The sequence below is a fragment of the Tautonia sociabilis genome (assembly GCF_003977685.1).
GTDB lineage: Bacteria > Planctomycetota > Planctomycetia > Isosphaerales > Isosphaeraceae > Tautonia > Tautonia sociabilis.
Window position 1 is genome coordinate 78079 of sequence record NZ_RYZH01000002.1, and the last position, 24182, is coordinate 102260.

16 protein-coding genes and 1 pseudogene are annotated in these 24182 nt (G+C 69.4%); 2 read left to right on the forward strand and 15 right to left on the reverse strand.

All coding sequences use genetic code 11. The features are described 5' to 3' along the window. Positions 1-9: 9 nt before the first annotated feature. The 7 genes and pseudogenes from TsocGM_RS01500 to TsocGM_RS01530 form a co-directional block, all read right to left on the reverse strand. Positions 10-282: a hypothetical protein gene (locus TsocGM_RS01500; RefSeq protein ID WP_126723551.1), complete on the reverse strand. Its 273-nt coding sequence runs from the start codon at positions 280-282 to the stop codon at positions 10-12. A gap of 10 nt (positions 283-292) precedes the next feature. Further along, entirely contained in the window at positions 293-574 is a 282-nt protein-coding gene (locus tag TsocGM_RS01505) for a hypothetical protein (RefSeq protein ID WP_126723552.1), read from the reverse strand. Then, a pseudogene (locus TsocGM_RS01510) lies at positions 571-1866 on the reverse strand (efflux RND transporter permease subunit); the annotation flags it as partial. The pseudogene TsocGM_RS01510 and the gene TsocGM_RS01505, both read right to left, overlap by 4 nt. Positions 1867-2083: 217 nt before the next feature. After that, a complete protein-coding gene (locus tag TsocGM_RS01515; protein WP_158633328.1) occupies positions 2084-3421 on the reverse strand; it encodes a TolC family protein in 1338 nt (445 codons plus the stop codon). A gap of 129 nt (positions 3422-3550) precedes the next feature. Then, positions 3551-3874 carry a hypothetical protein gene (locus tag TsocGM_RS01520; RefSeq protein WP_126723555.1) on the reverse strand — a complete coding sequence of 108 codons (324 nt, stop codon included), beginning with the start codon at positions 3872-3874 and terminating at the stop codon, positions 3551-3553. Positions 3875-3976: 102 nt separating this feature from the next. Then, positions 3977-4879 (reverse strand): bestrophin family protein, encoded by a 903-nt coding sequence (locus tag TsocGM_RS01525; protein WP_126723556.1) that lies wholly within the window; start codon positions 4877-4879, stop codon positions 3977-3979. 2 nt (positions 4880-4881) lie between these two features. Continuing rightward, positions 4882-7311 (reverse strand): heavy metal translocating P-type ATPase, encoded by a 2430-nt coding sequence (locus TsocGM_RS01530; protein ID WP_126723557.1) that lies wholly within the window; start codon positions 7309-7311, stop codon positions 4882-4884. Positions 7312-7492: 181 nt separating this feature from the next. On the opposite strand from TsocGM_RS01530, the gene TsocGM_RS01535 reads away from it, so the two are divergent. Further along, positions 7493-7843, forward strand: a complete 351-nt coding sequence (locus TsocGM_RS01535) for a four-helix bundle copper-binding protein (protein ID WP_126723558.1) — start codon at positions 7493-7495, stop codon at positions 7841-7843. 223 nt (positions 7844-8066) lie between these two features. Here the strand turns inward: TsocGM_RS01535 and TsocGM_RS01540 are convergent, their stop codons facing one another. The 5 genes from TsocGM_RS01540 to TsocGM_RS01565 form a co-directional block, all read right to left on the reverse strand. Beyond that, complete coding sequence (locus TsocGM_RS01540) at positions 8067-8960, reverse strand: cation diffusion facilitator family transporter (protein WP_126723559.1); 894 nt, start codon at positions 8958-8960, stop codon at positions 8067-8069. Positions 8961-9155: 195 nt separating this feature from the next. Then, positions 9156-12644 (reverse strand): efflux RND transporter permease subunit, encoded by a 3489-nt coding sequence (locus tag TsocGM_RS26700; RefSeq protein WP_233578164.1) that lies wholly within the window; start codon positions 12642-12644, stop codon positions 9156-9158. 58 nt (positions 12645-12702) lie between these two features. Continuing rightward, the gene (locus TsocGM_RS01555; RefSeq protein ID WP_158633329.1) at positions 12703-14205 is read right to left on the reverse strand and encodes an efflux RND transporter periplasmic adaptor subunit; all 1503 of its coding nucleotides are present in this window, start codon (positions 14203-14205) and stop codon (positions 12703-12705) included. Positions 14206-14394: 189 nt separating this feature from the next. Next, positions 14395-14769, reverse strand: a complete 375-nt coding sequence (locus tag TsocGM_RS01560) for a hypothetical protein (RefSeq protein ID WP_126723561.1) — start codon at positions 14767-14769, stop codon at positions 14395-14397. Positions 14770-14873: 104 nt separating this feature from the next. Next, positions 14874-16433, reverse strand: coding sequence for a TolC family protein (locus tag TsocGM_RS01565; protein ID WP_126723562.1), 1560 nt, complete (start codon positions 16431-16433; stop codon positions 14874-14876). 334 nt (positions 16434-16767) lie between these two features. On the opposite strand from TsocGM_RS01565, the gene TsocGM_RS26705 reads away from it, so the two are divergent. Next, a complete protein-coding gene (locus TsocGM_RS26705; protein ID WP_233578165.1) occupies positions 16768-17127 on the forward strand; it encodes a hypothetical protein in 360 nt (119 codons plus the stop codon). Between the two features lie 391 nt (positions 17128-17518). On the opposite strand, the gene TsocGM_RS01575 is transcribed toward TsocGM_RS26705, so the two are convergent. From TsocGM_RS01575 to TsocGM_RS01585, 3 genes are all read right to left on the reverse strand, one after another. After that, positions 17519-20701 carry an efflux RND transporter permease subunit gene (locus TsocGM_RS01575; protein ID WP_126723563.1) on the reverse strand — a complete coding sequence of 1061 codons (3183 nt, stop codon included), beginning with the start codon at positions 20699-20701 and terminating at the stop codon, positions 17519-17521. A 27-nt stretch (positions 20702-20728) separates the two neighbouring features. Continuing rightward, complete coding sequence (locus TsocGM_RS01580) at positions 20729-22318, reverse strand: efflux RND transporter periplasmic adaptor subunit (RefSeq protein ID WP_126723564.1); 1590 nt, start codon at positions 22316-22318, stop codon at positions 20729-20731. Between the two features lie 840 nt (positions 22319-23158). Then, a complete protein-coding gene (locus TsocGM_RS01585) occupies positions 23159-24154 on the reverse strand; it encodes a cation diffusion facilitator family transporter (RefSeq protein WP_391731170.1) in 996 nt (331 codons plus the stop codon). Positions 24155-24182: the final 28 nt, after the last annotated feature.

Below are 24182 nucleotides of genomic sequence, written 5' to 3' on the forward strand. Positions count from 1 at the left end.
TTTTTCCGGTCACTGGAGCCCCGGCCAGAGCCAGCGAGCGTCGAAGTTCACGGGGCGTCCCGTGCTTTCCTCGCAAATCCGCTTCATGTCCTCGGCGTGCTGCAACCTGCCAGGCTCGGTCGGCCTGAGGCTGTTCGCGATCTCCTTGCCGCATTCCTGCGCCAGGATGCCGCGCCGTTCTTCGGGCGTCTTGCCCGCCAGCCTCTGCTCCAGCGTGTCGCCATACGTGGGATTGCAGCCGGCGAGGACAAGCGTAGCCGGGATCAAGACTCGTAGTCTCATCGAAGGCCTCCTATTTCTGGTTATCGATCGCGTTCTCGCCGTCCATCGCTCGGCAGATGGCCTTGAGGCGACGGGTCTGTACGGTGCTCTGGTCCGATTTGACGCCGTGAACCGTGCGGATTTCCTTCTTCTCGTCGCCGAGGTGTTCGGCCTCGTTCAGGCAGGCCACGCGGAGGACCTCCCGACGCTCCTCCGGCGTCTTGCCCGCCAGCCTCTCGTCCAGCGTCGGCGGCGGCTGGGGTGTGCAGGCGACCGTCGCCAGGGCGGCGGCGATAATCAGGGCGTGTCTCATGGTTCCTCCTTCGAAGTTACCTCGGTTGCGAGCGAGCAGCGGTGGTAGAGCGCGGGGATCACCAGCAGCGTCAGGATCGTGGCGGTGAACAGCCCGCCGATCACCACGGTGGCCAGCGGCTTCTGCACCTCCGCCCCCGCGCCGTGCGAGAGCGCCATGGGGACGAACCCCAGGCTGGCCACCAGGGCCGTCATCAGCACGGGACGCAGCCGCTGGAGCGCTCCCTCGAACACGGCCCGGTGCGGTTCGTCGCCCTCGCGCACGCGGCCGTTGATGCTCGAGATCATCACCAGCCCGTTCAGCACGGCGATGCCCGAGAGCGCGATGAAGCCCACCGCCGCTGAGATCGAGAACGGCATGCCGCGCATCCAGAGCGCCAGGATGCCGCCCGTCAGCGCCAGGGGCACGCCCGAGAACACCAGCAGTGCCTGCATGACCGAGCCGAGCGCGGTGAAGAGGAGCACGAAGATGGCGAAGAAGCAGGCCGGCACCACGACCAGCAGCCGCGCCGTGGCCTCCTCCAGGTTCTTGAACTGCCCGCCCCATTCCAGCCAGTACCCGGCGGGGAGCCGCACCTGGGCGTCGATCTTGGCCTGCACTTCCTCCACGAACGAGCCGATGTCGCGGCCGCGCACGTTGGCCTGGACGACCACGCGCCGCTTGCCGTTCTCGCGGCTGATCTGGTTGGGGCCGTCGGTGAGCTGCAGGGTCGCCACCTCCTTGAGCGGGATGTGGCGGGGGCGGCTGTGCGGCAAGGCCTGGCGCTCGGCCGCGGCCCCGCCCTCAGCGGGCAGGAGGATGGGGAGGTTCTCCAACGCCGGCAAGTCGCCGCGCAAGTCGTCCGGCAGGCGGACCAGGATGTCGAATCGACGGTCGCCCTGGAACACCAGCCCGGCCTCGCGCCCGCCGATCGCGATTGCCACCACGTCGAGCACGTCGCTGACGTTCAGGCCGTAGCGGGCGATGGCGGGGCGGTCGAGCTTGATCTCCAGGAAGGGAAGGCCGCTGGTCTGCTCGACCTTCACGTCGGCGGCGCCGGCCACGCCCTGCAGCGCCCGCATGATGGCGCCCGCGGTCCGGCCCATCGCCTCGAAATCATCCCCGTAGACCTTGACCGCCACGTCGCTCCGCACCCCGGCGATCAGCTCGTTGAAGCGCATCTGGATCGGTTGCGTGAACTCGTAATTGTTGCCGGGGACCTTCCGCACGGCCTCTTCGATGCGCTCGATCAGCTCGGATTTCGGCAGGCCGGGATCGGGCCACGACTTCGCGTCCTTCAGGATGATGACCGTGCTGTCGGGCTGGCCCTCGGCGTGCTCTTCGCCGTGCGCCTCGTCCTGCTCGCCCGCGGCGACTTCGGCCTCGGGGGCGCGCGGCCCCCAGGCCCAATAGCCCAGGGCGGCGAGCGCCAGGACGGTTGCGAGCAGGATCCGCTTATTTGTCATAATATTCCCCTTCGATGCTTGGAGTCCGCGCGTTGAAATGTCGTCCCATTGAAAACCTCCTGGATTAATCGGATCGCGCGAGCATGTTCGCCGCGTCGTCGGCGTGGCTGGCGGTGAGGCGCTCCACGACGGCCCGGGCCGTGTGATATTGCCGCAACGCCGCGATATGCTGCTGCTTCACGGCGAAGAGGCTGCGCTGGGCGTCCAGCACCTCCAGATACGGGAATCGCCCCAGCCCGTAGCCCTCCCGGGCCAGCGAGAACGCCTCCTGGGCGGAGGGGATGATCCTGGATTTCAGGGTGTTCGCCTGGACGTACGCGTTCTCCAATTGCTGCCCTGCCCGCGCCAGGTCGGCGTCGAGCGACAATGCGACGCGGCGATTCTCCTGCTCGGTCCTGGACAGCTCGCCGCGGGCCCTCTCGATGTTCCCCCGGTTGGCGTTGAATACGGGGAGCGGGAGCGAGACACCGACGACGAAGGCCTTGTCCCTCGCGCTCGGGATCTCGATCACGCCGGCGCTGAGCAGGGGGTCGGGGATCGCGTTCGCCCTCTCCAGCTCCAGCCTCGCCCGGGATTGCTCCAGCGCGGGATTCAGCTTGAGGACGTCGGGATTGCCCTTGAGCCCCTCCGGGTCTTCCGGTGCGTCGGGCTTCGACAGCGTGAAGAAGGCCTTATTGTCCAGCTTGAAGTCCGCCTCCACCTGGCCCATCAGCGTGGCGAGGGCCCTGCGGGCGATCTCGCGCTCGCGTTTGGCGCCGTCGAGCGCCACGGCCGCGGCGGACCGCTCTACTTCGGCCCGGCTCCTCTGGATCTGGGGCGAGGCCGCGGCCTCGACGCGCATGCTGACGGACTTGAGCACGTCGTCCGCCAGCTCCTTCTGCTCGGCCGAGAGCCGCACATTCTCCTCGGCCGCGACCGCCTCGGCGTAGGCGATGGTGATGTCCCGGATCAGGTCCAGGGCGGTGGCACGGGTCTCGAGGCTGGCGATCTGGACCCCTTCTTCCGCGATACGCTCCCGCGAGGCGATCTTGCCGCCCACCTCGACCCGCTGGGAGACGCCGTAGACGTTCTGGGCCGGGCTGATCACCTTGTACGCCTTGCCTGCGCGGAAATTCTCCTTGCTGAAACTCACCTCGGGGTTCAGCAGCGCACCCGCCTGCCGCCGCTCCCCCCGGCTGGCCGCCTCGGCCGCCTGGGAGGCTTTCAGTCGCGGGGAGCGTGCCAAGCCCCTCAGGATGGCCTCATCGAGCGTGACGGCCTCGGCCTTCGCCTTCGACCCGCGCGGCTTCGCCGTCGCCTTGGCATCCGCCGTCGACATCTGTCCCCCGGGGGGCGCATCGGAGGTCGCCTGGGCGAGGAGGGTCCTGTCGCGGGCGAACGCCTCGCCGGACAGGGCGGTCACGCATAAAAGGCATGCAAAGTAGCGTAGCATGGCAGTCTCATCACTGGGTTTTTGATCTACAGACGGAGGGCGAAAGGGCGCCGCTGCGTGCGGCGCAGGGCGACGGCCTCGGACGCCGCCGGGGGCGGCTTAGGAGCCGGCGGGAGGTTCGAGGAGGGGATTGGGCTCGAAGGCGGCCAAGAACCGGTCCGCGATCAGCGGCAGCCGCTCATTCCCCGTGGCGGGGGCGAAGGGATGCGCGTAAGCGCCTACAGGCTCGCCGTAATGCGCATGCGATGTGCAGCAGTGATGGTCCGTGGCGATCTTGTTCTCGCCGTCATTCGACCTTCCCTGGTCGACCTTCACCGCCGCCGCGCTCGAGTCGGAGGGGAGCGGCACGTCGCTACACTGCGCGAACACAGGCGACGCAAGCAGAGAGAAGACGACCAAGAGATGCGAGATGTACCTTAGCATGTGGCAGCATTATAAATATTAATCGTTAATTAACAATAAATTTCTTGAATGACTTGGGTTTGCGGCCCGTGCCGGGACGGGAGGAGGGGCGGGACCCCGATCCTAGCCTTTGCCCGCCCGGGCCTCCTCGGACGTGAGGAGTCCCAGCAGGTCGCATTCGATGGTCCGGCAGATCGCGTCCAGGGGCAGATGGTTCAGGTTCTTCGGCGAGAACGGGTCCTGGAGGTCGTCGCCGATCTTGTCGAGCGCCAGGATGGGGTAGGCGATGAGCATGGTGGCCAAGGGGGTCAGCAGCCCGATCTTCGGCAGCAGTGCGAACGGCAGGGTGGCGAGGAAGGGGACGATGAAGCGGCGGATCAGGATGGCGTAGGCGCGGGGCAGCGGCGTCTTCTGGATGCGCTCGCACCCCCCGAAATAGTCGAGCAGGGCCGTCAAGTCGCGGTCTGCTGCGAGGAAGGCGAAGCCGTCCAGGCCCCGTCGGCCGCGGGCTGATCGCAGATGCCGGCCGATGCCCTGCGCCACCGCGAGGGGGCGATTGTGGGCCGCTCGGATGCGCTCCTCCTGGGCGAGGCCGAGCAGGCCGACGGCTTCCGTGCCTCCGTCCTCGCCGCGGAGGGCCCGCCGCGCCGCCTGGGGGAAGGCCGAGATCCGGGCGATGGCTTCCCGCCGCCACTCGCGATCCTCCGGCCCGTAAGAGAGCGCCGCGACCGCCAGGTGCCGGCAGCGGTTGACGATGCCGCCCCAGAGCTTGCGGGCCTCCCACCACCTCTCGTAACCCGCGTTCGTACGCAGCACCAGCAGCAGGCCCAGGGCCGCCCCGGCAACCTCGTAGGGCGCGACCGCGACCTCGATCTCGGGGCGGTGGCCCGTCGCGGAGTCCACGAAGGCCACGGCGGCGGCGAACCCGCCGAAGATGAGGATGCGCTGGAAGACGTAGGGCGTGGCCGATCCGTCGAGCGTGCAGGCCTCTCGCCAGAAGATCTGGGGCCTGCTGAAGAGCTTCATGCTTATCCTTGGGTGAACTGCCCCGGCCCCGCGTCTCCGGCCGGTCCGCGCGAATATCCGAGGAGCCGGAGGGCGTTCGCCAGCACCACGAGCGTGCTCCCCTCGTGGAAGAAGACGGCCGCGCCGATCCCGAAATACCCCGTCGTCGTCGCGACGATCAGGAGGGCGATCACGCCCAGGGAGACGCAGAGATTCTGGCGGATGACCCTGCTTGCCATCCGGCTGAGGCCCACGGCGAAGGGCAGCTTCGCCAGGTCGTCTCCCATCAGGGCCATGTCCGCGGTCTCGAGCGCCACGGCCGTCCCGGCCCCTCCCATGGCGATGCCCACCGTCGCATTGGCCAGCGCCGGCGCGTCGTTGACGCCGTCCCCGACCATCGCCACCCGGCCGTGCGCCGCGAGCATCTCCTTGATCGCCGACACCTTATCCTCCGGCAGGAGGTCGGCCTTCACCTCGTCCACCCCCACTTCCCTGCCGATGGTCTCCCCGACGCCCCGATTGTCGCCGGTGAGCATCACGAGCGGCCGAACGCCCAGGTCGCGCAGCCGGCCCAATACTTCCTTCACGCCCTCGCGGGGACGGTCCGCGACCCCGATGACGCCGAGCCAGCGGTCGCCGTGCCGCACGGCCATGACGCTGCGGCCGGCGGCCTGGAGCCGGGCCATCGCCGCCCGGATCTCGCCGGGGATGTCCTCGCCTTCCCACAGGCGGAGCGTGCCGATCTCGACCTCCTGGCCCGCGATCGTCGAGCGGACCCCGCGTGCCGTCACGCTCTCCAGCTCCCCCGCCTCGCGGAATTCCAGCTGCGCCTCCTCGGCGCGCCGCACCACGGCCCGGGCGAGCGGGTGCTGGCTGCGCCGCTCGACCGCGCCGGCGACGCCGAGGAGCTGGTCCTCGTCGATCCCCGCCGCCGGGACCAGGTCCGTCACCTCGGGCTTGCCCACGGTGAGCGTCCCCGTCTTATCGAGGGCGATCGCCCTGAGCGTCCCGAGATTCTCCAGATGCGCTCCGCCCTTGATCAGCACGCCCTTGCGGGCGGCCTGGGCGATCGCGGCCAGGACCGCCGCGGGGGTGCCCAGCGCCAGCGCGCAGGGGGAGGCGGCCACGAGGAGCGCCATCCCGCGATAGAAGCTCGTCTGCCAGCCCCAGACGCCCAGCAGCGGGGGCAGGGTGATGAGGAGCAGGTCGGCCGCGAGGACCGCCGGCACGAAGATCGCCTCGAACCGATCGGTGAATTGCTGCGTGGGGGCCTTCTGCGTCTGGGCCTCCGAGACGAGTTGGACGACCCGGTCGAGCGTGCGGTCCCCGACGGCACGCGTGGTCTCGACCTCGAGCGCCCCCTCGCCGTTGATCGTCCCCGCGTAAACCTCCGCCCCCGGCTCCTTCTCCACCGGGACGGATTCGCCCGTGATCGGGGCTTGATCGACCGCCGAGCGGCCGGTGCGGATGGTGCCGTCGACGGGGATCCGCTCGGCCGGCCGGACGATCACCACCTCTCCCTTGGCCACCTGCTCGACCGCCACCTCGACCTCGCGACCTTCTCGCAGGACGCGGGCCACGGGCGGGGCGAGGTCGGCCAGCGCCCGGATGGCGCCCCTGGCGCGGTCGAGGGCGTAATGCTCCAGCGCATGGGCGAGGGAGAACAGGCACAGCAGGAATGCCCCCTCGGTCCATTGGCCGAGCACCGCGGCACCGATGGAGGCGACGATCATGAGAAGGTCGATGTCGAAGGTGAATCGCCCCTTGCTCCAGGATTTCAGGGCGTGGCGCACCAGGTCGAAGCCGCCGAAGGCGTACGAGCCGAGGTAGACGGCGATCGCCGCCCCCCGGGACAGGCCTCCCCACCGCTCGCCGCACCACGCCGCCGCGAGGAGCGCGATCGCGACAAGGCTCCAGATGAGCTCCTTGTGACGCGCATACCAGCCGTCTGGCGTCCCCTCGCGCCCGCCGGCCGCGGGGCCGCATGACGCGCAGGAGCGATCGCGGGAGGGCGGGTCGGTCAGCTCCCTCAGCCGTCGCTCGATCTCCTCCAGGGAGACGCCCCGCCGGTCGAATTCGACCCGGGCGGCCTGGGCCGGCAGGCTCACCGAGACGCCCAGCACCCCGTGGAGACGGGCGAGGCCCGCCTCGACCCGCCGCGCCGCGTCCTCGCCGCCCACCAGGCGAAACGGCAGGAGGGCGTGGCCGAATCGTTCGGTGATCTGCAGCCCGGCAGCCCTGGCCAGCCGCTCGACCTGGGCGAGCGTCACCACGTCCGGGTCGTAGTGCAGGCAGAGTGTGGCGGGGCCCCCGTCGTCGCGCAGGGTGTGCGCGCGGCTAATGCCGCGCCCCTCGCCGATCAGGGCCTCCAGGCGGGCGACGCAGGCGTCGTCGGCCCCGGGCAGCTCGGGCAGGAGGGAATTGAGGTCGATGAGAGTGTGGCGAGAATCCATGTTTCGAACCCGGCAGTGATTGTGGAAAATCAATAGAAATGATCATAAATTATCAATAATAAGTTAACTTAAATTTATTCATATATTTTCGTTGTGAATCGAATTCTTAGGCGAAACGCCCTACCGTCGCCCTTCGCCCATGCCGTTCGGGGCGATAACCCGTAACACAAATGGAGGATTTATGGACCACGATCGCCGTATTGAGGACTGCATCCGGCAGTGTCGGGACTGCCACGATGTTTGCGAGAACACGCTCTACCATCAATGCCTGGAGATGGGCGGAGATCACGTCGAAGCCCGGCTTGTGAGGCTCATGGCGGACTGTATCCAGGCCTGCCAGACGGCGGCCGACTTCATGCGCCGCGGCTCGGAATTCCAGGCATCGCAGTGCGCCAGCTGCGCCGAGATCTGCGAGGCATGCGCCGAGTCCTGCGAACGCGTCGGCGGCGCGGAGATGACGCGCTGCGCCGAGGCTTGCCGTCGCTGCGCGCAAAGCTGCCGCGAAATGGGCAGGACGAGGAAGGCGGCCTGATCGCGCAGGGCCTTTCTCCGCGGTATTATCCATCGCCGCACTGCTTCCACACGCCGCGCCCGCCCCGGGAGGGAGAATCGCAAGATGCGCCCCAGCGCCGGGCCGCGTGCGGCAGCCCGCGATGCCGCGGTGGTCGACGTCACGGCAAGGTCTCCGCGCATGCGTTACGGATGACAGTCCAAGAGGCGCGACCGGTGCTCGTGAGGCGATGCCGCGCGGCACGTCACAGGTGCAATTGCCCTTCCTCCCGGTAGTCAGCAGGCTCGACCTGGATCGTCGTGTGGGCGATCGGGAACCCCTCGACGATTCGCCTCCGGACGCCGGCCAGGATGATGCTTGGGGCGGCGTCGTCCTCCAGAACGACGTGGACGCTCAGCGCATTCGAGCCCGAGGTGAGCGACCAGGCGTGGAGGTCGTGCACTCCCGCGACCCCTGGGGTACCGGCGATAGCCTCGCGGACGGCCGCGAGGTTGACGTCCGACGGCGTGCCCTCGAGGAGCACGTGGACCGCGTCCATCAGCAGCTTCCACGTCCGGGGGAGGATGAACAGGCCGATCCCGGCTGAGAAGAGCGGGTCGGCATAGTACCAGCCGGTTACCCACATGATCAGGCCGGCGGCGATGACGCCGATCGAGGTCAGCATGTCGGAGAGGACCTCGAAATACGCCCCCCTCATGTTCAGGCTGTCGCCCGCGGCGGAGCGGAGGATGGCCATCCCGGCGAGATTGACGGCGAGGCCGATGGCGGCCACGAGGAGCATCCAACCGCTCGCCACCTCCGGCGGATCGAGGAATCGCCGGTATGCCTCGTAGAGGATGTAGAAGGAGATGGCGAAGAGCACGATCGCGTTCGCCAGCGCCGCCAGGATCTCGGCCCGGTAATAGCCGTAGGTCCGCTCGGGCGTCGCGGGCCGCTCGGCGAACCAGATCGCGAGCAACGCCAGGGCGAGCCCGCCCACGTCCGTCAGCATGTGGCCGGCGTCGGCGAGGAGCGCGAGGCTCCCCGTGAGCAGGCCGCCGACGACCTCCGCGACCAGGTAGACGGTCGTCAGGCCGAGCACGACGGCGAGTCGGCCTTTGTTCCTCCCGGCCGCCGTGCCTGCGATTTCCGAACTCATGTCCAATTCCTCCACCCTTGTATTTTCAGGATGTTAGGGATGTTCGTATAAGTAATCTATAGGAAATCCAATGGGCCGCGGGACTAGCCGCTCGCATCCGCGCCGGACGTTCGGCATCAGCTCGTCCGGGTCGCCCTCATCGGCTTCGGGGATCCGCGCCCCGGCGTGGAAGCCTAGCCGCGCGGGCCCGGGTGATCAATGAGCCGTGCCAGGCGGGGAGTCGTCCGCTCGCGGGCCGGGCGGCACGAACCAGTGATAGATCGCCGGCACGACCAGCAGGGTCAGGAGCGTCGAGGAGATGAGGCCTCCGATGACCACCGTGGCGAGCGGGCGCTGGACCTCCGCCCCGGCGCTGGTCGCCAGCGCCATGGGCAGGAAGCCCAGGCTCGCCACCAGGGCCGTCGTCAGCACCGGCCGCAGCCGGACCCGCCCGGCCTGGAAGGCCGCCTCGTTGGGCCCCGAGCCCTGCTCGCGGACGTGCTCGGCGTAGCTGACCAGCACCAGGCCGTTCAGGACGGCCACGCCGAACAGGGCGATGAACCCGACCCCGGCGGAGATCGAGAACGGCATGCCGCGCAGCGCCAGGGCGAAGATGCCGCCGATCGCGGCCATCGGCACGGCCAGGTAGATCAGCGCCGCCAGCCGCGCCGAGTTGAACGTCGAGTAGAGCAGGATGAAGATCAGCCCCAGGGCCAGCGGCACCACGACCGCCAGCCGCCGCGAGGCCGAGATCAGGTTCTCGAACTGGCCGCCCCAGTGCAGCGAGTAGCCGGGGGGCAGGTCCACCTCCTCCGCGATGCGACGCTGCGCCTCGGCGACGAAGGTGGCCACGTCGCGGCCGCGCACGTTGCACTCGATCAGCTGGCGGCGGCGGATCTTCTGGCGGAAGATCTGCAGCGGCCCCTGCTCGATGGTCAGCGAGGCCAGCTGCTCCAGGGGGATCTGCCGGCCCCGGGGGTCGGCCACCTTGATGCGGCGCAGGGCCTCCAGGTCCTGGCGCACGTCGGCGGGGAAGCGGACTTGCAGCGCGAAGCGCCGCTGGCCCTCGAAGACCTGGCCGACGACCTTGCCGCCGATGGCACCCACGGCGTCGAGCACGTCGGAGGCGTTGACCCCGTAGCGGGCGATGGCGTCGCGGTCGACGTCCACCCGCAGCACCGGGAGCCCGGCGATCTGCTGCGCCTTGGCCTCGGCGGCGCCGGGGATCGCCTGGAGCACGGCGACAATCTCGTCGCCCTTCCGCTTGAGCAGATCCAGGTCGTCGCCGTAGAGGCTGATGCCCAGGTCGGAGCGCACGCCCGCGACCAGCTCCTGCACCCGCAGCTCGATCGGCTGCGAGTAGCTGAAGACGTTCCCCGGCACGACGGCGTTCAGCAGCTCGTCGAAGGCCATGACCAGCCGGTCCTTCGGGTTGAAGAGGTTCCGCTCGCCGAACTCGGCGAAGATCTCCTCGGCCCGCCGTCCCAGCTCGTCCGGGTCCCGGCTCCCGAGCACCCCCTGCATGACCCGGGCCAGGCTCTCGGGGCTCTCCAGGGTCGTCCATGCCTCCTCCGGGCGGAGCATCACGATGATGTCGCTGATCTCCACGCCCATCGGGTCGGTGGCGATCTCCGCCCGGCCGGTCCGCGAGACGACGGTCTCGACCTCGGGGAAGGCCTTGAGCACCCGCTCGATCCGCGTGGTGTCGGCGATCGACTTCTCCAGCGACACGCTCGGCAGCCGCCACGCCTGCAGGGCGACGGCCCCCTCGTCGAGCTTGGGCATGAACTCCGCGCCCAGGTCCTTGGCGACCCAGAGGCTCGCGAGGAAGATCGCGACGGCCGTGGCGAAGGTCAGCACCGGGTGGAGGAGGACACGGCGCAGGACCGGCTGGTAGATCGCCCCGGCCCAGCGGACCAGGAAGACCTCCTTCTCCTGCACCGGACCGCCGAGGAAGACGGCCGTCAGGGCCAGGCCGAGCAGGGCGGCGGGCATGACCAGCAGGAGGATCAATTCCTCGGTCGGCAGATGCTTTCGCAACAGCGTCAAGACCTCGAGCGGGCGGCCGAGGCCCGAAATGGGGACCCCGAGGTTCCAGAGGACCAGGCCCAGCGGCAGGCCGACCGAGACCGCGGCGATCGCAAGCGACGTGAGCACGCGGTGCCGCCGGCACCAGCCGAGGGCCGGACTGATCGGGTCGTGCGGCCGCCGCAGGGCCAGCGACGCGAGCACGGGCATGAGCGTCAGCGACAGGACCATCGACCCGAACAGGGCGAAGATGACGGTGAGCGCCATCGGGCGGAACAGCTTGCCCTCCATGCCCTGCAGCGCCAGGATCGGCAGGTAGACGATGGCGATGATCAGCTCGCCGAACATCGTGGGCTTGCGCACCTCGATCGCCGCGTCCCGCACCACGTCGAGCAGCGGGCGATCCTCATCCTCCGGGGGGCCGTGGCCGGAGAGCCGCCGCACGCAGTTCTCGATCATGATCACCGAGCTGTCGACGACCAGGCCGAAGTCGATGGCGCCCAGGCTCATCAGGCTGCCGGCGATGCCCCAGTAGACCATGTTGTCGATGGCGAAGAACATCGCCAGCGGGATGGCGAAGGCCACCACCAGGCCGGCCCGCAGGTTGCCCAGCAGCAGGAACAGCACGACGATGACGAGCAGGCCGCCCTCCGAGAGGTTCTTCAGCACCGTCATGATTGTCCGGCGCACCAGGTCGGTGCGGTCGTAGAACACCTCGATCGTCACCCCCGGCGGCAGGCTCGGCCCGATCCGCTCGAGCTCCGCCTTGACCCGCTCGGCGACCACGCGGGCGTTCTCGCCCATGAGCATCATGCAGATGCCGGTGACGGCCTCGCCGCGGCCGTCGCGCGTGACGGCCCCCTGGCGGAGCATCGGGGCGAAGCGGACCTCGGCCACGTCGCGGACGTGGATCGGCGTGCCGTCCTCCCGGCTGGCCAGGACGACGTCGCCGAGCTCGTCGAGCGACTTGATCAGCCCCTGGCCGCGGACGATCCGCTGCTCGTCGTAGTGGACGATGTAGCCGCCGCCCTCGTTGGCGTTGTTGCGGCGCAGGGCCTCGAACACCCGGTCCATCGCGATGCCGTAGTTGAGCAGCCGCTCCGGGTCGACCTGGACCTCGTAGGTCTTCAGCTCGCCGCCGAAGCTGTTGACCTCCACCAGGCCCGGCACCGTCTTGAGCTGATAGCCGACGTACCAGTCGAGGACGGTGCGCAGCTCCATCAGCGAGTAGCCCTCGCCGCGGACCTCGAACTGGAAGATCTCGCCCAGGCCGCTGGAGATCGGGGCCATCTCGGGCTCGCCGTAGCCGGGCGGGATCGCGTCGCGTGCCTGCGACAGCCGCTCCAGGACGAGCGACCGGGCCCAGTAGATGTCGACCCCCTCCTCGAAGATGACCGTGACGGCCGACAGGCCGATGCGGGAGACCGAGCGGATCTCCTCGACCCGCGGCAGGCCGCTCATCGCGGTCTCGACCGGGAAGGTGATGTATTGCTCCACTTCCAGGGGGCCGAGCGCAGGGGCGTTGGTCAGGACCTGGACCTGGATGTTGGTCAGGTCGGGCACCGCGTCGATCGGCAGCCGCAGGACCGAATAGATCCCGGAGCCGATGAGGATGGCGGTGAAGACCAGGATCAGGAAGCGATTGTGCAGCGAGAACTCGATGATCTTGTTGAGCATGGATGGGCCTTTCGGGGGAGTGAAATCGGGCCGGACCGACGACCTCGCAGGGACGCCGTCAGTGGGAATGCCCCCCCTCGGCCAGCTCGCCGCGCATCATCTCGGCCTTCAGCGCGAAGGTGCCGCGGATGGCGATGGGCTCTCCGCCTTCGAGCCCCTCGGTGACCTCGACCACGTCCGCTCCCTCGCGCCCCACGGCCACGTCCCGCCGCACGAATTCCTCCTCCGCCTCCTGGACGAAGACGAAGGTCTCTCCCTCGTCGGCCTGGATGGCCGACTTCGGCACCTGCACGATGTCCGCGGCCGTGCCGGTCGGCAGCTCGACCTCCACGAACATGCCGGGCTTCAAGACCCGATCGGGGTTCTCGGCCGCGGCCATCATCCGCACGGTGCGGGTCTCCGCGTCCACGACGTCCCCCGCGTAGAAGACCGTCGCCTCGAAAAGCCGGTCGGGGTAGGAGCTGGACCGCAATCGAATCGTCCGGCCCTGCAGCCCCTCCAGGTACGGGAGGTCCTTCTCGTAGACGTCGGCCTGGACCCAGACGGTGGAGAGGTCGGTCAGGTCGAAGAGCTTCGTGTCGGGCCCCACCCGTTCGTCCCGGACGACGTCCTTGGCGATGATCGTGCCGTCGAACGGGGCGGCGATCGCGTAGTGGGCCACCTCCTCGCCCTGACCGATCGGATCCACCCCGTCCACCCCCTCCTTGTCGTAGCCGAGGATGTAGAGCGTCGAGCTGGCGGTCCCCTCGGCCACCTGCGCCGCCTCGAGGGCCTGCTTGGCCTGGATCAGCTCCTGCTCGATCGTGAACCTGGCCTGCTCCTTCAGCGCGCCGAACGTGGCCTGGGCGGCCTCGAAGTCGGCCTTGGTCTTGATGTACTGCTGCTCGCTGATGACCCGCTTCTGCTCGTAGAGGTTCCGGTCCCGCTCGAATTCGGCGCGGGCCTGGTGCAGCCTCGCGTAGGCCGAGACCAGCTGCTCGCGATACGCGCCCATCGGCCGGTCCTGGAATCGCTCGGCGATCTGCTGCGGGGCGATGCCCTGTTCCAGGGCCTCGATCAGCCCCCGGGTGTTCTCGGCGATCGTCTGCTTCCAGTCGAGGTTCACCTGGGCGATCCGGACGTCGAGCCGGGCCTGCACCAGCGCGAGCTTCGCCTCGCCGACCCTCATGCTGTCGATGACCGCCAGGACGTCGCCGGACTGCACGCGGTCCCCGTAGCGGACGCGCACCTCGTGGACGGTCCCCTCGACCAGCGAGTAGATGTGGGCCAGCCGGTCCTCGTTGGGAGTGACGTTGCCGGTGACCCACTTCGTCAGGGTGAGCGTGTCGCGGCGCGCCGGGGCGACCTCGATCCCGGCGCCCTCCCACTTCTCCCTGGGCATGTCGACCACGCCGGGTGCATGTTCCTCGCGCTCTTCTTCGCCCCCGGCATGCCCGTGCTCGTCGGGCGGGGCGGCGCCCCGGTTGCCCTCGGCCTCGGGCCGAGTCGAGGCGGCTGGCCGCAGGAGCCCTCCGGCCGCATACATCGCCCCGGCCCCGGCGATGGCCCCGGTCAGGAGCACGAGCGCGAGCTTCAGCGGCGGACGGGCGCGAGGTTTCGGGACCTGAGTTCCTGTCTCGGGAGTCGGGCGCATAATCGGGCCACCGTTCGGAAGGGAGGGCGATGCGGGAAGGGGACGCGGCGCGCAGCGTGTTCGAGCGGGGCGCACGGCTTGGCGTGGGCCCGCCCGAGGAGCGTGGGAGGGGAAGTGTCAGATCAGGAGGGACTGATTGGATATGCAGATCGCGCGGCCGGTGGCGGGGCCGCGCGAGAGGACGAGCGGTGAAGGGATTCGCCCGGTGGTCGCCAGCAGCCATGACGAGTTCGGCGTGGAGCACATGACCACGGCGTCAGCATACGCCGCGTGCGCCTGCTGCTTGGTCGCCCGATCGGAGGTGGCCCCCTGGCAGATGCAGCCGTGGGCCGATTCCGGGTCGGAGTGGGACGGTTCGGGGTGATCGGGACATGCGGCGAGCTGGGCGTGGCCATGTCCGGGACAGGGGGCCTCTGCCTGTGCCGTCCGGCACAAGATCGGATCGACCACGAGCAGGCCGACGACGGCGAGGATGATCCCTGTCCGGAACATGGCAGATCCACCGGGAGATGAACTCGGCATCTGTCCCATCCTAGTTTAACGCAGGCCCCCGCGACAACCCATGACCCCGCACGGCCTGCACGGCGGTGGTGCGTTCACGGTAGGAGCCTTCGGCCCACGGCCGTGTTGAGCTGGAGCATGACGCGGCGGTGCCGGACGAGCGTGTCGCGGTACTGCCGCGAGACCTCGTTGAAGTTCCGCTGGGCTTCCAGGAAGGCGATCTGGCCCTCCTCGCCGGCCTTGTAGAGGTCGAGGCTCGCCTCGAGGTTCTGGCGGGCCTTGGGGAGGACATCCTGTTCGAGGCGCCGTACGGAGGACAGAGAGACGGCGTAGGCCCGCTCGGCGCGCTGGACCTCGGTGATCACCCGGCGCTCCAGGTCGGCCAGCTGGATCTTCGTCTGCACGACCGTGTGGCGTGCCCGCTGGATGTTCCCCTGGTTGCGGTTGTAGACCGGCAGGGGGATCGTCGCGCCGATGGCCCAGGAGGTGTGCGTCCCCGTCCCCCCTCGCTGCTCCTGGAAGGTGTAGGGCTGATAGAACAGGAAGACGTCCTCGAAGCGGTTGGCCCGCTGCAGTCGCACGTTGGCGCCGGCGCGCTGGATGCCGATCCGGTACGCCGCCAGGTCCGGGCGGACGGCCAGGGCCATGCCGATCAACTCCTCGACCGGCGGGATGGGCGGATCCGGCGCGCGGAGCACGCCGGTAACCTCGAGCGTCGTCGCCGCGTCGGGCGGGAGGTACAGCACCGTGGCCAGCGTCCGCTTGGCGTCGAGCAGCGTCTCCTCGGTCTCGACCAGTGCGATGCTCGTGCTGTCGAGCAGGACCTCGACGCGGTTGACGTCGGCCGGGGTCGCTGCCCCCTGATCGAGCAGGGCCCGGGTCGCCTCGACGAGGCCCCCGAGCGCCTCGTTGCTGTAGCGCAAGTAGCGCAGGGTCTCGCGGGCGGCCAGGACGTCGACCCAGGCGGTGTAGAGGTTGTCGATCTGGAGCCGCACGGCATCCTGATACTGCGCCTCGACGACGTTCTTGGCCAGGACGGCGACCTCGCGCCGGCGCTTCCACTTGCCGTTCCAGTCGATCGGGTGGGTGATATTGACGTCGTACTGGGTGGGCCCCGCCTCTTCCGCGAAGGGGCCGCCGTAGGGGATCAGCTGCGAGTCGAAGAACAGCAGGGGGTTGGCCCAGAGCCCGGCGGTGATGACGTCGGCCTGGGCCTTGGGGATCTCCATCGCCTTGGCGCGGAGGTCGGTGTTGGCCTGCAAGAGCCGGGCGATCGCCTGATCCAGCGTCAGGCCCCCCGGGGGGCCTGCGGCCTCCGGCCCGGTCGGCACCTCGAGCCGGCCGTAGAGCGGCAGCTCCGGCACGGGGATGGAGGGGACCGGGCCGATCCCGAGCTCGGCCGGGGCCCCGAACGGCTGGCCCGGCCGGGTGATTCCCTGGGGCACGCGCGGGAAGCCCGGCCCGGGGCCGGTCCCGATGACGCCCCCTCCGGCCCCCGGCCCCTGGCCGGGCGTGCCCCCGTCGGAGCCGGGAGAGGCGCCGAGGGTCGACTCTCCCGAGCCCGGGCCGGACAGGTCCGGGACCTGGGCGTGCGCCTGCGGGGTGCCGATGCCGACGGCGATCGCGATACCAAGAAAGACGACGTGCCGGGTCATGGTTCGAGCCTCCCTCCTGGGGCCGGGGCCGGGATCCTTCCCGCCCGTGCGTCCACGCACTCCGTACGCGGAACCTACCAAGCCATGATCAGTTTTTCGGTTCGATGAACCGCGGGCATCAGGTTAATCGCATCCTGCGGGACCGGCGGCCTGAATGTGTCTGCGGCGCAAAATGTAGCGACGTTCGGGGGGGGGCGCTGGTTCGTCCTTGAGGTTGAAGCGGTCGCCCCCGGGGCCGTATAGTCGTGGCCGAGAGGGCGGGCCGGCGTGGCTCGCCGGTGTCGATGAGGTCGGCACCACGCGATGACGGCAAGGTCGATCGAAGGAGCGAGTCATGGGACGGTTCATCTCCATCACGACGATCGGGATGGTGGTCGTGTCGATGGCATTCCTCGGCGCGGGCTGCAGCCAGTCCTCCGCGCCGCCCACCCCGGCCGAGACGGCGTCGGTCGCAGGCGAGGACGCGGGGCTCTACTGCAAGGAGCACGGGGTGCCGGAGAAGTTCTGCACCCTCTGCCACGCGGAGCTCGCCAACACCCTTATGCTCTGCACAGAGCACGGCGGCATCCCGGAGGACATCTGCACCCTCTGCCACCCGGAGGCGGAAAAGAAGTACGACCTCGTGATGTGCCCGAAGGGGCACGGCCTGCCGCAGCACTTCTGCACCGAGTGTGCCCAGGAACCGGCGGCCTGAGGTCTTCGAACGGTTCCCCCTGAGTTGGCCGTCGTCGCCCGATCGAAATCCGTCGATCATCGCTCCCCCCTCCGGCAATGGGCCGCCACGCCAACCTCCGGGGCATGGCCCGCCCTCGGACTCGTGCCGCAGACGCAGGTACCAGACGGGACAGAGTGACGCTCAATCAGCCGTTCCAGGCTGTCTAGCCAACGCCCCAACGGCGACGCCGCGGGCTGCCCTGAAAGCCGCCGCATGCGGTCGATCCGTCGGGACAGCGCCGCCATCTCGCCCGGCGACGCGACCCCGCGCACGGCCACCCGGCGTGCATCGCGGGCCAACCCTCGCAGGGCCACGCTCATCGACTCCTGACCAAACCTCATCATCGTGCCCTCCTCAGCGGGTCGAGCCTTCATGCCCCCACGGGCTCCGGCTCGCGGGCCGACGCGATGCGGCGGTGCCCGTTGCCCTCCGGATCGGGCCCGGGCCCGTGTTCGCGGCGATCGTCGTCGCCCCCGGGCCCGGGTTCGGGCTGGGGGCCCTTGCCGAAGAGCAGGTAGAGCACCGGCAAGGCCAGCATCGTCAGGAACGTGTCGCAGGCCATGCCGAAGACGACGACGGTGGCCAGTGGCCGTTGCACCTCGGCCCCGATGCCGGTGGAGAGCATCATCGGGACGAATCCCAGCGCGGCGACCGTGCCGGTCATCAGCACGGGCCGCAACCGGGCCAGTCGTGCCTGCTCGATGGCCTCGCGCTTGGGCAGTCCCGACGCCATGCGGTCGCGGATGTAGCTGACCAGGATCAGGCCCTCGAGCATGGATGCCCCGGCCAGGGCGACGAAGCCGACCCCCGCCGAGATCGTGAACGGCAGGCCCATGGCCCACAGGCCGAGCACGCCGCCGACCCGCGCGAACAGCACGCCGCTGAAGATCATCAGGGCGTCCCGCACGGAGTGGAACGTCAGGTACAGCAGGCTCAGGATCAGCGCCAGCGCCAGCGGCACGACGATCAGCAGCCGCCGCTCGGCGCGGATCATGTTCTCGAATTGCCCGCCCCAGGCGATCGCGTAGCCGGGGGGAAGTTCCACCGTCCTGCCGATCTCCCGCTGGGCCTCCTCGACGAACGAGCCGATGTCCCGGCCCCGCACGTTGGTCTGGACGATGATCCGCCGCTCGCCCCACTCGCGCTGGATGGTCGAGGGCCCGGTCACCGTCTCCAGCCTCGCCAGGCGGGTCAGGGGGAGCCGCTGGCCGCCGGCCGTGGGGATGAGGATGCGCTCCAGGGACCGGGGGTCGTCGCGGTAGTCCATCGGCAGCCGGACCGCCAGCGGGAACCGCCGGTCGGGCTCCAGGACCTCGCCGACCTGGAGTCCCCCGGCGGCCCGGATGGCGTCGAGCACCTGTCGGGCCGAGACCCCGTGGCGCGCCAGGGCCGGCCGGTCGACCACCACCCGCAGCACCGGCAGGCCGGTGATCTGCTCGGTGCTGACGTCGGCGGCGCCGGGGATCTGGGTGACGATCCGCTCGATCTCGGCGGCCTTCTCCTTGAGTATCTCCAGGTCGGGCCCGAAGAGCTTGATGCCCAGGTCGGCGCGGATGCCGGCGACCATCTCGTTGATTCGCAGCTCGATCGGCTGGCTGTACACCGCCCGCATCCCGGGCAGCGTCTCGGTCAGCGCGGCCATCTCCGCGACGAGCTCCTCCTGGGTCCCGGTGCGCCTCCACCGCTCGCGGGGCGTGAGCATGATGTAGACGTCGCTGACCTCGAAGCCCATCGGGTCGGTCGCCACCTCGGCCGTGCCGGTCCGGCTCCAGATCGATTTGATCTCGTCGGGGAACTCCTCCTTGAGGATCCGTTCGATGTGGGTCCCGTACTCCAGCGACTCCTCCAGGCTGACGCTGGCCAGCCGGACGGTGTTGATGACCACCGACCCTTCGTTCAGGCGCGGGACGAACTCCGAGCCGAGCCCGAAGCCGAGAATCGTGGCCCCGATGGTGATCGCCCCGACCAGGACCAGCGTCGTCTTCGGGAACCGCAGGCCGAGCTTGAGGATGGGCTGGAAGACCCGGTGGGCGATCCGGTCGACGATCGTCTCCTTCTCCGAGAGCCTCCGCGGCAGGCCGAGCGAGGCCAGCACCGGCATCAGGGTCAGCGACAGGAGCATCGACGCGCCCAGGGCGAAGATGACCGTCAGGGCCATCGGCCGGAACAGCTTCCCCTCGATGCCCTGGAGCGTGAGGATCGGCAGGTAGACGATCATGATGATCAGCTCGCCGAACATCGTCGGCTTCCTCACCTCGACGGCCGCGTCGCGGATGATGGCGAGCTTCGACCGGCCCGATCGGTCGTGGGCGAGGCGCCGGACGCAGTTCTCGACCATGACGACCGAGCTGTCGACGACCAGGCCGAAGTCGATGGCCCCGAGGCTCATGAGGCTCCCGGCGATGCCGACTTTCTGCATCATCGTCACGGCGAAGAGCATCGACAGCGGGATCGCCGAGGCCACGATCAGTCCGGCGCGGAGGTTCCCGAGGAAGGCGAACAGGACGGCGATGACCAGGATTGCCCCCTCGAACAGGTTCTTCTCGACGGTGTGGAGCACCTGGTCGACCAGTTCGGTCCGCTTGTAGACGACGTCGATCTCGACGCCCGGGGGCATGGCTTGCTTGACGTCCTCCATGGCCGCGTCCAGCGCCAGGGTCACGTCGCGGGAGTTCTCGCCCATGCGCATGAAGGCCAGGCCGAGGACGGCCTCGCCGTTGCCGTTGGCGGTCGTGCCGCCGCGGCGGATCACGTGGCCGATGCCGACCTCCGCGACGTCCTTGACGCGGATCGGGACCCCGTCCTGGGCGGCGACGACCACGTCGGCGATCTCTTCGACCGAGGTGGTCCGCCCGACCCCCTGCACCAGGCTGGACTCGCCGGCCCGCACGACGTAGCCGCCGCCGGCGTTCTGGTTGTTCTCGCGCAAGGCGCGGGTCACGTCGTCGAGCGTCAGCCGGTACTTGGCCAGCTTCATCGGGTCGACCCGCGCCTCGAACTGCTTGGCCAGTCCGCCCCAGGGGTTGATCTCGGCCACCCCCGGCACCCGGAGCAGCCGCGGCCGGATCACCCAGTCCTGGATGGTCCGCAGCCCATCCAGCCCGATCTCGGGGTCGGAACTGGTCAGCAGGTAGTGGTAGACCTCGCCCAGCCCGGTGGCGACCGGGCCCATCGCGGGGCGCTCGACGCCCTCGGGTAGGTCGGCCTCGCCGAGCCGCTCGTTGATCTGCTGGCGGGCGAAGTAGATGTCGGTGTCGTCGCTGAAGATCAGCACGACCTGCGACAGCCCGTACTTGGAGACCGAGCGGACCTCCTCCAGCCCCTTCAGGCCGCCCATGGCGTACTCGACGGGGAAGGTGATCAGCCGCTCGACCTCCTCGGGCCCGAGCTCCGGGGCGGTCGTGTTGACCTGCACCTGCACTGGGGTCGTGTCCGGGAAGGCGTCCAGCGGCAGCCGCAGGGCCGCCTGCACCCCGACGGCGACCAGGATGGCCGCCGCCAGGAGGACGACGAACCGGTTCTTCAGGCTGAATTCGATGAGCGCGTTGAGCACGTGCGTGGCTCCTCCATGGCGACGGGGTTATTCGCAGCACCCGGCGCCGATGGCGCCCTTCATGATCTCGGTCTTGAGCAGGAAGGAGCCCTTGGTGACGACACGCTGGCCGGCATCCAGGCCCCAGGCGATCTCGACCACGTCGCGCCGGTCGACCGGCCGGGCCACGACTCTCTGCGGGCGATAGACGCCCTCGTCCTGCGGCAGGAAGACCACATCGACATCGTCCTTGCGCTGCACGGCCGCCTTGGGGACCACGACCGCCTGGCGCTCGTCGCCGACCTGGATCTCGGCCTGCCCGAACAGATTGGCCCGGAGGCGGCCGTCGGGGTTGGCCAGCTCGGCCCGGACGCGAGTGGTCCGGGTCGTGGGATCGACCTGCGCCCCCACCCAGGTCACCTCACCCTCGAACGCGGCCCCCTCGACCCCCGGGATGGTGAATCGCACCGCCTGCCCGAGGGCCACCGAGGCGATGTCGGACTCGTAGACGTCGACCCAGAGCCACATCCGCGAGGTGTCGGTGACGTCGAACAGCTGGGTGGTCGGCTGGACGGCCTCCCCGCGGACGGCGTGACGGGCCGTGATGGACCCGTCGATCGGCGCGACGACGTCCAGCAAGCTCGACGTATCTTTGGCATCGGCGATGTGGGCGAGCTCCTCGTCGGCGAAGCCGAAGTTGCGCAGCGCCTGCTCGGCGTCCATCACCTCGGCCTGGGCCTGATTCAGGGCGGTCAGGGCCTCCAGCTCGTTCTTCGCGGGCAGCGCCCCCCGCTCCGTGAGCTTGGCGGTCCGATCGTAGGCGACCCGGGCCAGCTCGACGGCGGCCCGGGCGGCGAGGAAGCGGCTCTTGGCGCCGCTGATCTCGGACGAATCGACGACGGCCAGCACCTCGCCCTGGCGGACGGGCTGACCGAGGTCGACGCGGACCTCGCGGAGGAAGCCGACCACGCGCGGGTAGACCTCGGAGCAGCGGTTGGCGTCGAAGGCCGTCTCGGCATTGGCCGCCAGGCGCGGGACGAGCTGCTCCTGCCGGGCCGGGGCCGTCTCGATGCCGACCCTCCGCCCCAGGTCTGCCGTGGCAAGCCGAACGATCGGGAGGGGCTGCCGACAGACCTTCGTCGCCGTGTCCGCGTCGTGTGACCCGGGATCCGCCAGGCACTCGACGCAGAGGGCCTCGGGCGTGTTGTGCGTGGCGCACCAGCCGTCGTCGGGCAGGGCGGCCGATGCGGAGGGGCCGTTGCCGCACTGGGCGCAGAAACTCTCCGGCAGTCCGTGCTCCGCGCACATCCGGATGTCGTACTTCGCCTCCACCTCCGCGTGGCAGAGCGTGCAGATGTCCTCCGGGATGCCGCCGTGCTCTGTGCAGAGCATAAGGGTGTTGGCGAGCTCCGCGTGGCAGAGGGTGCAGAACTTCTCCGGCACGCCGTGCTCCTTGCAGTACAGGCCATAGTCATCGGCCCCGGGGGAGGAGCTCACGAGGTGGGCCCATTTGGGGAGCCGATCGGGGTCGATGCCGGGAACGGAGTGCAGCCACTCGGGGCGGGCGACGGCCACGGCCGCGCCGATGAGGAGCGCCGTCGCGGCCACGGCCGCGCCGATGGCGATGAACCGCTTCATGGGTCGGACCCTCGGGCTTGGAATATGGGTGCGCAACGCCACACACCGGGGGTGCCCCTGGGCGGCGTCGGTGTTCGATCGGGGTGTTGAGGCCCGGAAACGGGCATAGGACCGGCCTAGGGCGCGCAAGGGCACCCCGGCGGTCCAGGCGGGAGGGGACGGCTTAGCAGCGGAAGTTCTGGAGGAGGGCGCGGATGGTCAGGGAATCGCCCCAACTCGCGAGCCCGGCGGACGGGCCTTCCCAGGTGAGATGCTTGAAGGGATGGGCTGGCAGGAGCGAGGGGACGGGGAAGAAGGACAGGGCGGACGCCTCGACATCGGGGGCGCTCGCACGCGCGTCGCTCGTCTGGACGGCCCCGCGACAGACGCAGTTGTCGCCACTCTCGGGGCAAGGAGCCGGTGCGTCACCCTTCCCGGCATGCTCATGCTGCACGCTATGGCCGACCTCGTCCGCCCCGCAGAGGTAGGGGCAGGCCAGAGTCAGGCAAGCCAGAAGCGTGTGGACGAGACTTCGCACCGGGAATATGCCTCGGAGAGACGGATCGCCACCATCCTCGAATAATAAGGATCCGCCGGTTCGGGTCAAGTCCGAGTGGTCCGAGTGATACCGACGGTCCTGCCGTGAGGAGCGCCCTCGACCATTAACTCCATCGGGTACGCGGGCTGGATACTGAAGGAGAAATCAAGGCCACGCCGGGTTTTGCGACGGGCGACCCAGGTCCAGGCTACGGAAGCGGATATAAGACGGAGGCTTTCTGCCTCCTCCCCCCACTTCAGCTACGGCCCTGCGCGAGCGAAGGCGATCCGACGGCGGTCCCGGGAGGCTTGTCGGGTCGGTCGCTATGGGCCACCCTCCCGGGCGGCTCGTGGCCCGGTCCCGTCTGCCTGGTTTGGGACGGCCTCCTCGAAGGGCTCCATGTGGATCGAGGCCCCGGACACGACCGGGACGGCCTCCCGAATGGCATGTTTCACCTTGCCGCTGATGGTGTGGGCGTCCCGGAGCGAGATCAGCGGGTCGGCCTGGACGTGGATGTCCACGTAATATTCCATCCCGAGCTTGCGCATCTTCAACTTCTCGACGGCCCGCACCCCGGGGACGGCCGCCGCCGCCGCGGCGACCTGAGCAACGACGGGCCCCTCGGGAGTCCGGTCCATCAGGTCGTGGATCGTCGGCCGGAGCACGAGCAGGCCGTTCGCGGCGATGAAGGCCGCGGCGACGAGGGCGGCGTAGTCGTCCGCGGATTCCCACCCGGGCCCGCCCCAGAGGGCGACGCCGATGCCGAGGAATGCCGCAGCCGACGTGATGGCGTCGCTGCGGTGGTGCCAGGCGTCGGCCTTGACCGCGGTGCTGCCGGTCTCCGCGCCGACGTTGAAAACCTTCCGGAAGAGGGCCTCCTTGACGAGGATGACGCCCCCGGCGACCGCGAGGGTGAATGGTGCGGGGACCTGATGGGGCGTGACGATCTCCCGCACCGCGACGATGGCGATGCCGCAGGCGGCCCCGAGGAGCATGAGCGAGACCGCCGCCTCGGCCAGCGCCTCGGCCCTGCCGTGCCCGAAAGGATGATGCTCGTCGGCGGGGCGAGAGGCGATGCTCAGGCCGCCCCAGACGATGAGCGACGAGAAGATGTCGACCGACGACTCGACCGCATCTGCGATCAGGGCGTAGGTATTCCCGACGATGCCGGCGATGAGCTTGACCAGAACAAGCCCGACGTTTGTCATCAGCCCGGCCTGGGCCGCCCGGATTCCGCGTGCCGCCGTGTTCAAATTCCGAACCCTTTCGACTTCGTCCAGGGTGACCCGACGCTCGTGCGACCGCAAGGGCTTGGCCAACTTCGATGGCGGATGGGCGTTCCACCAG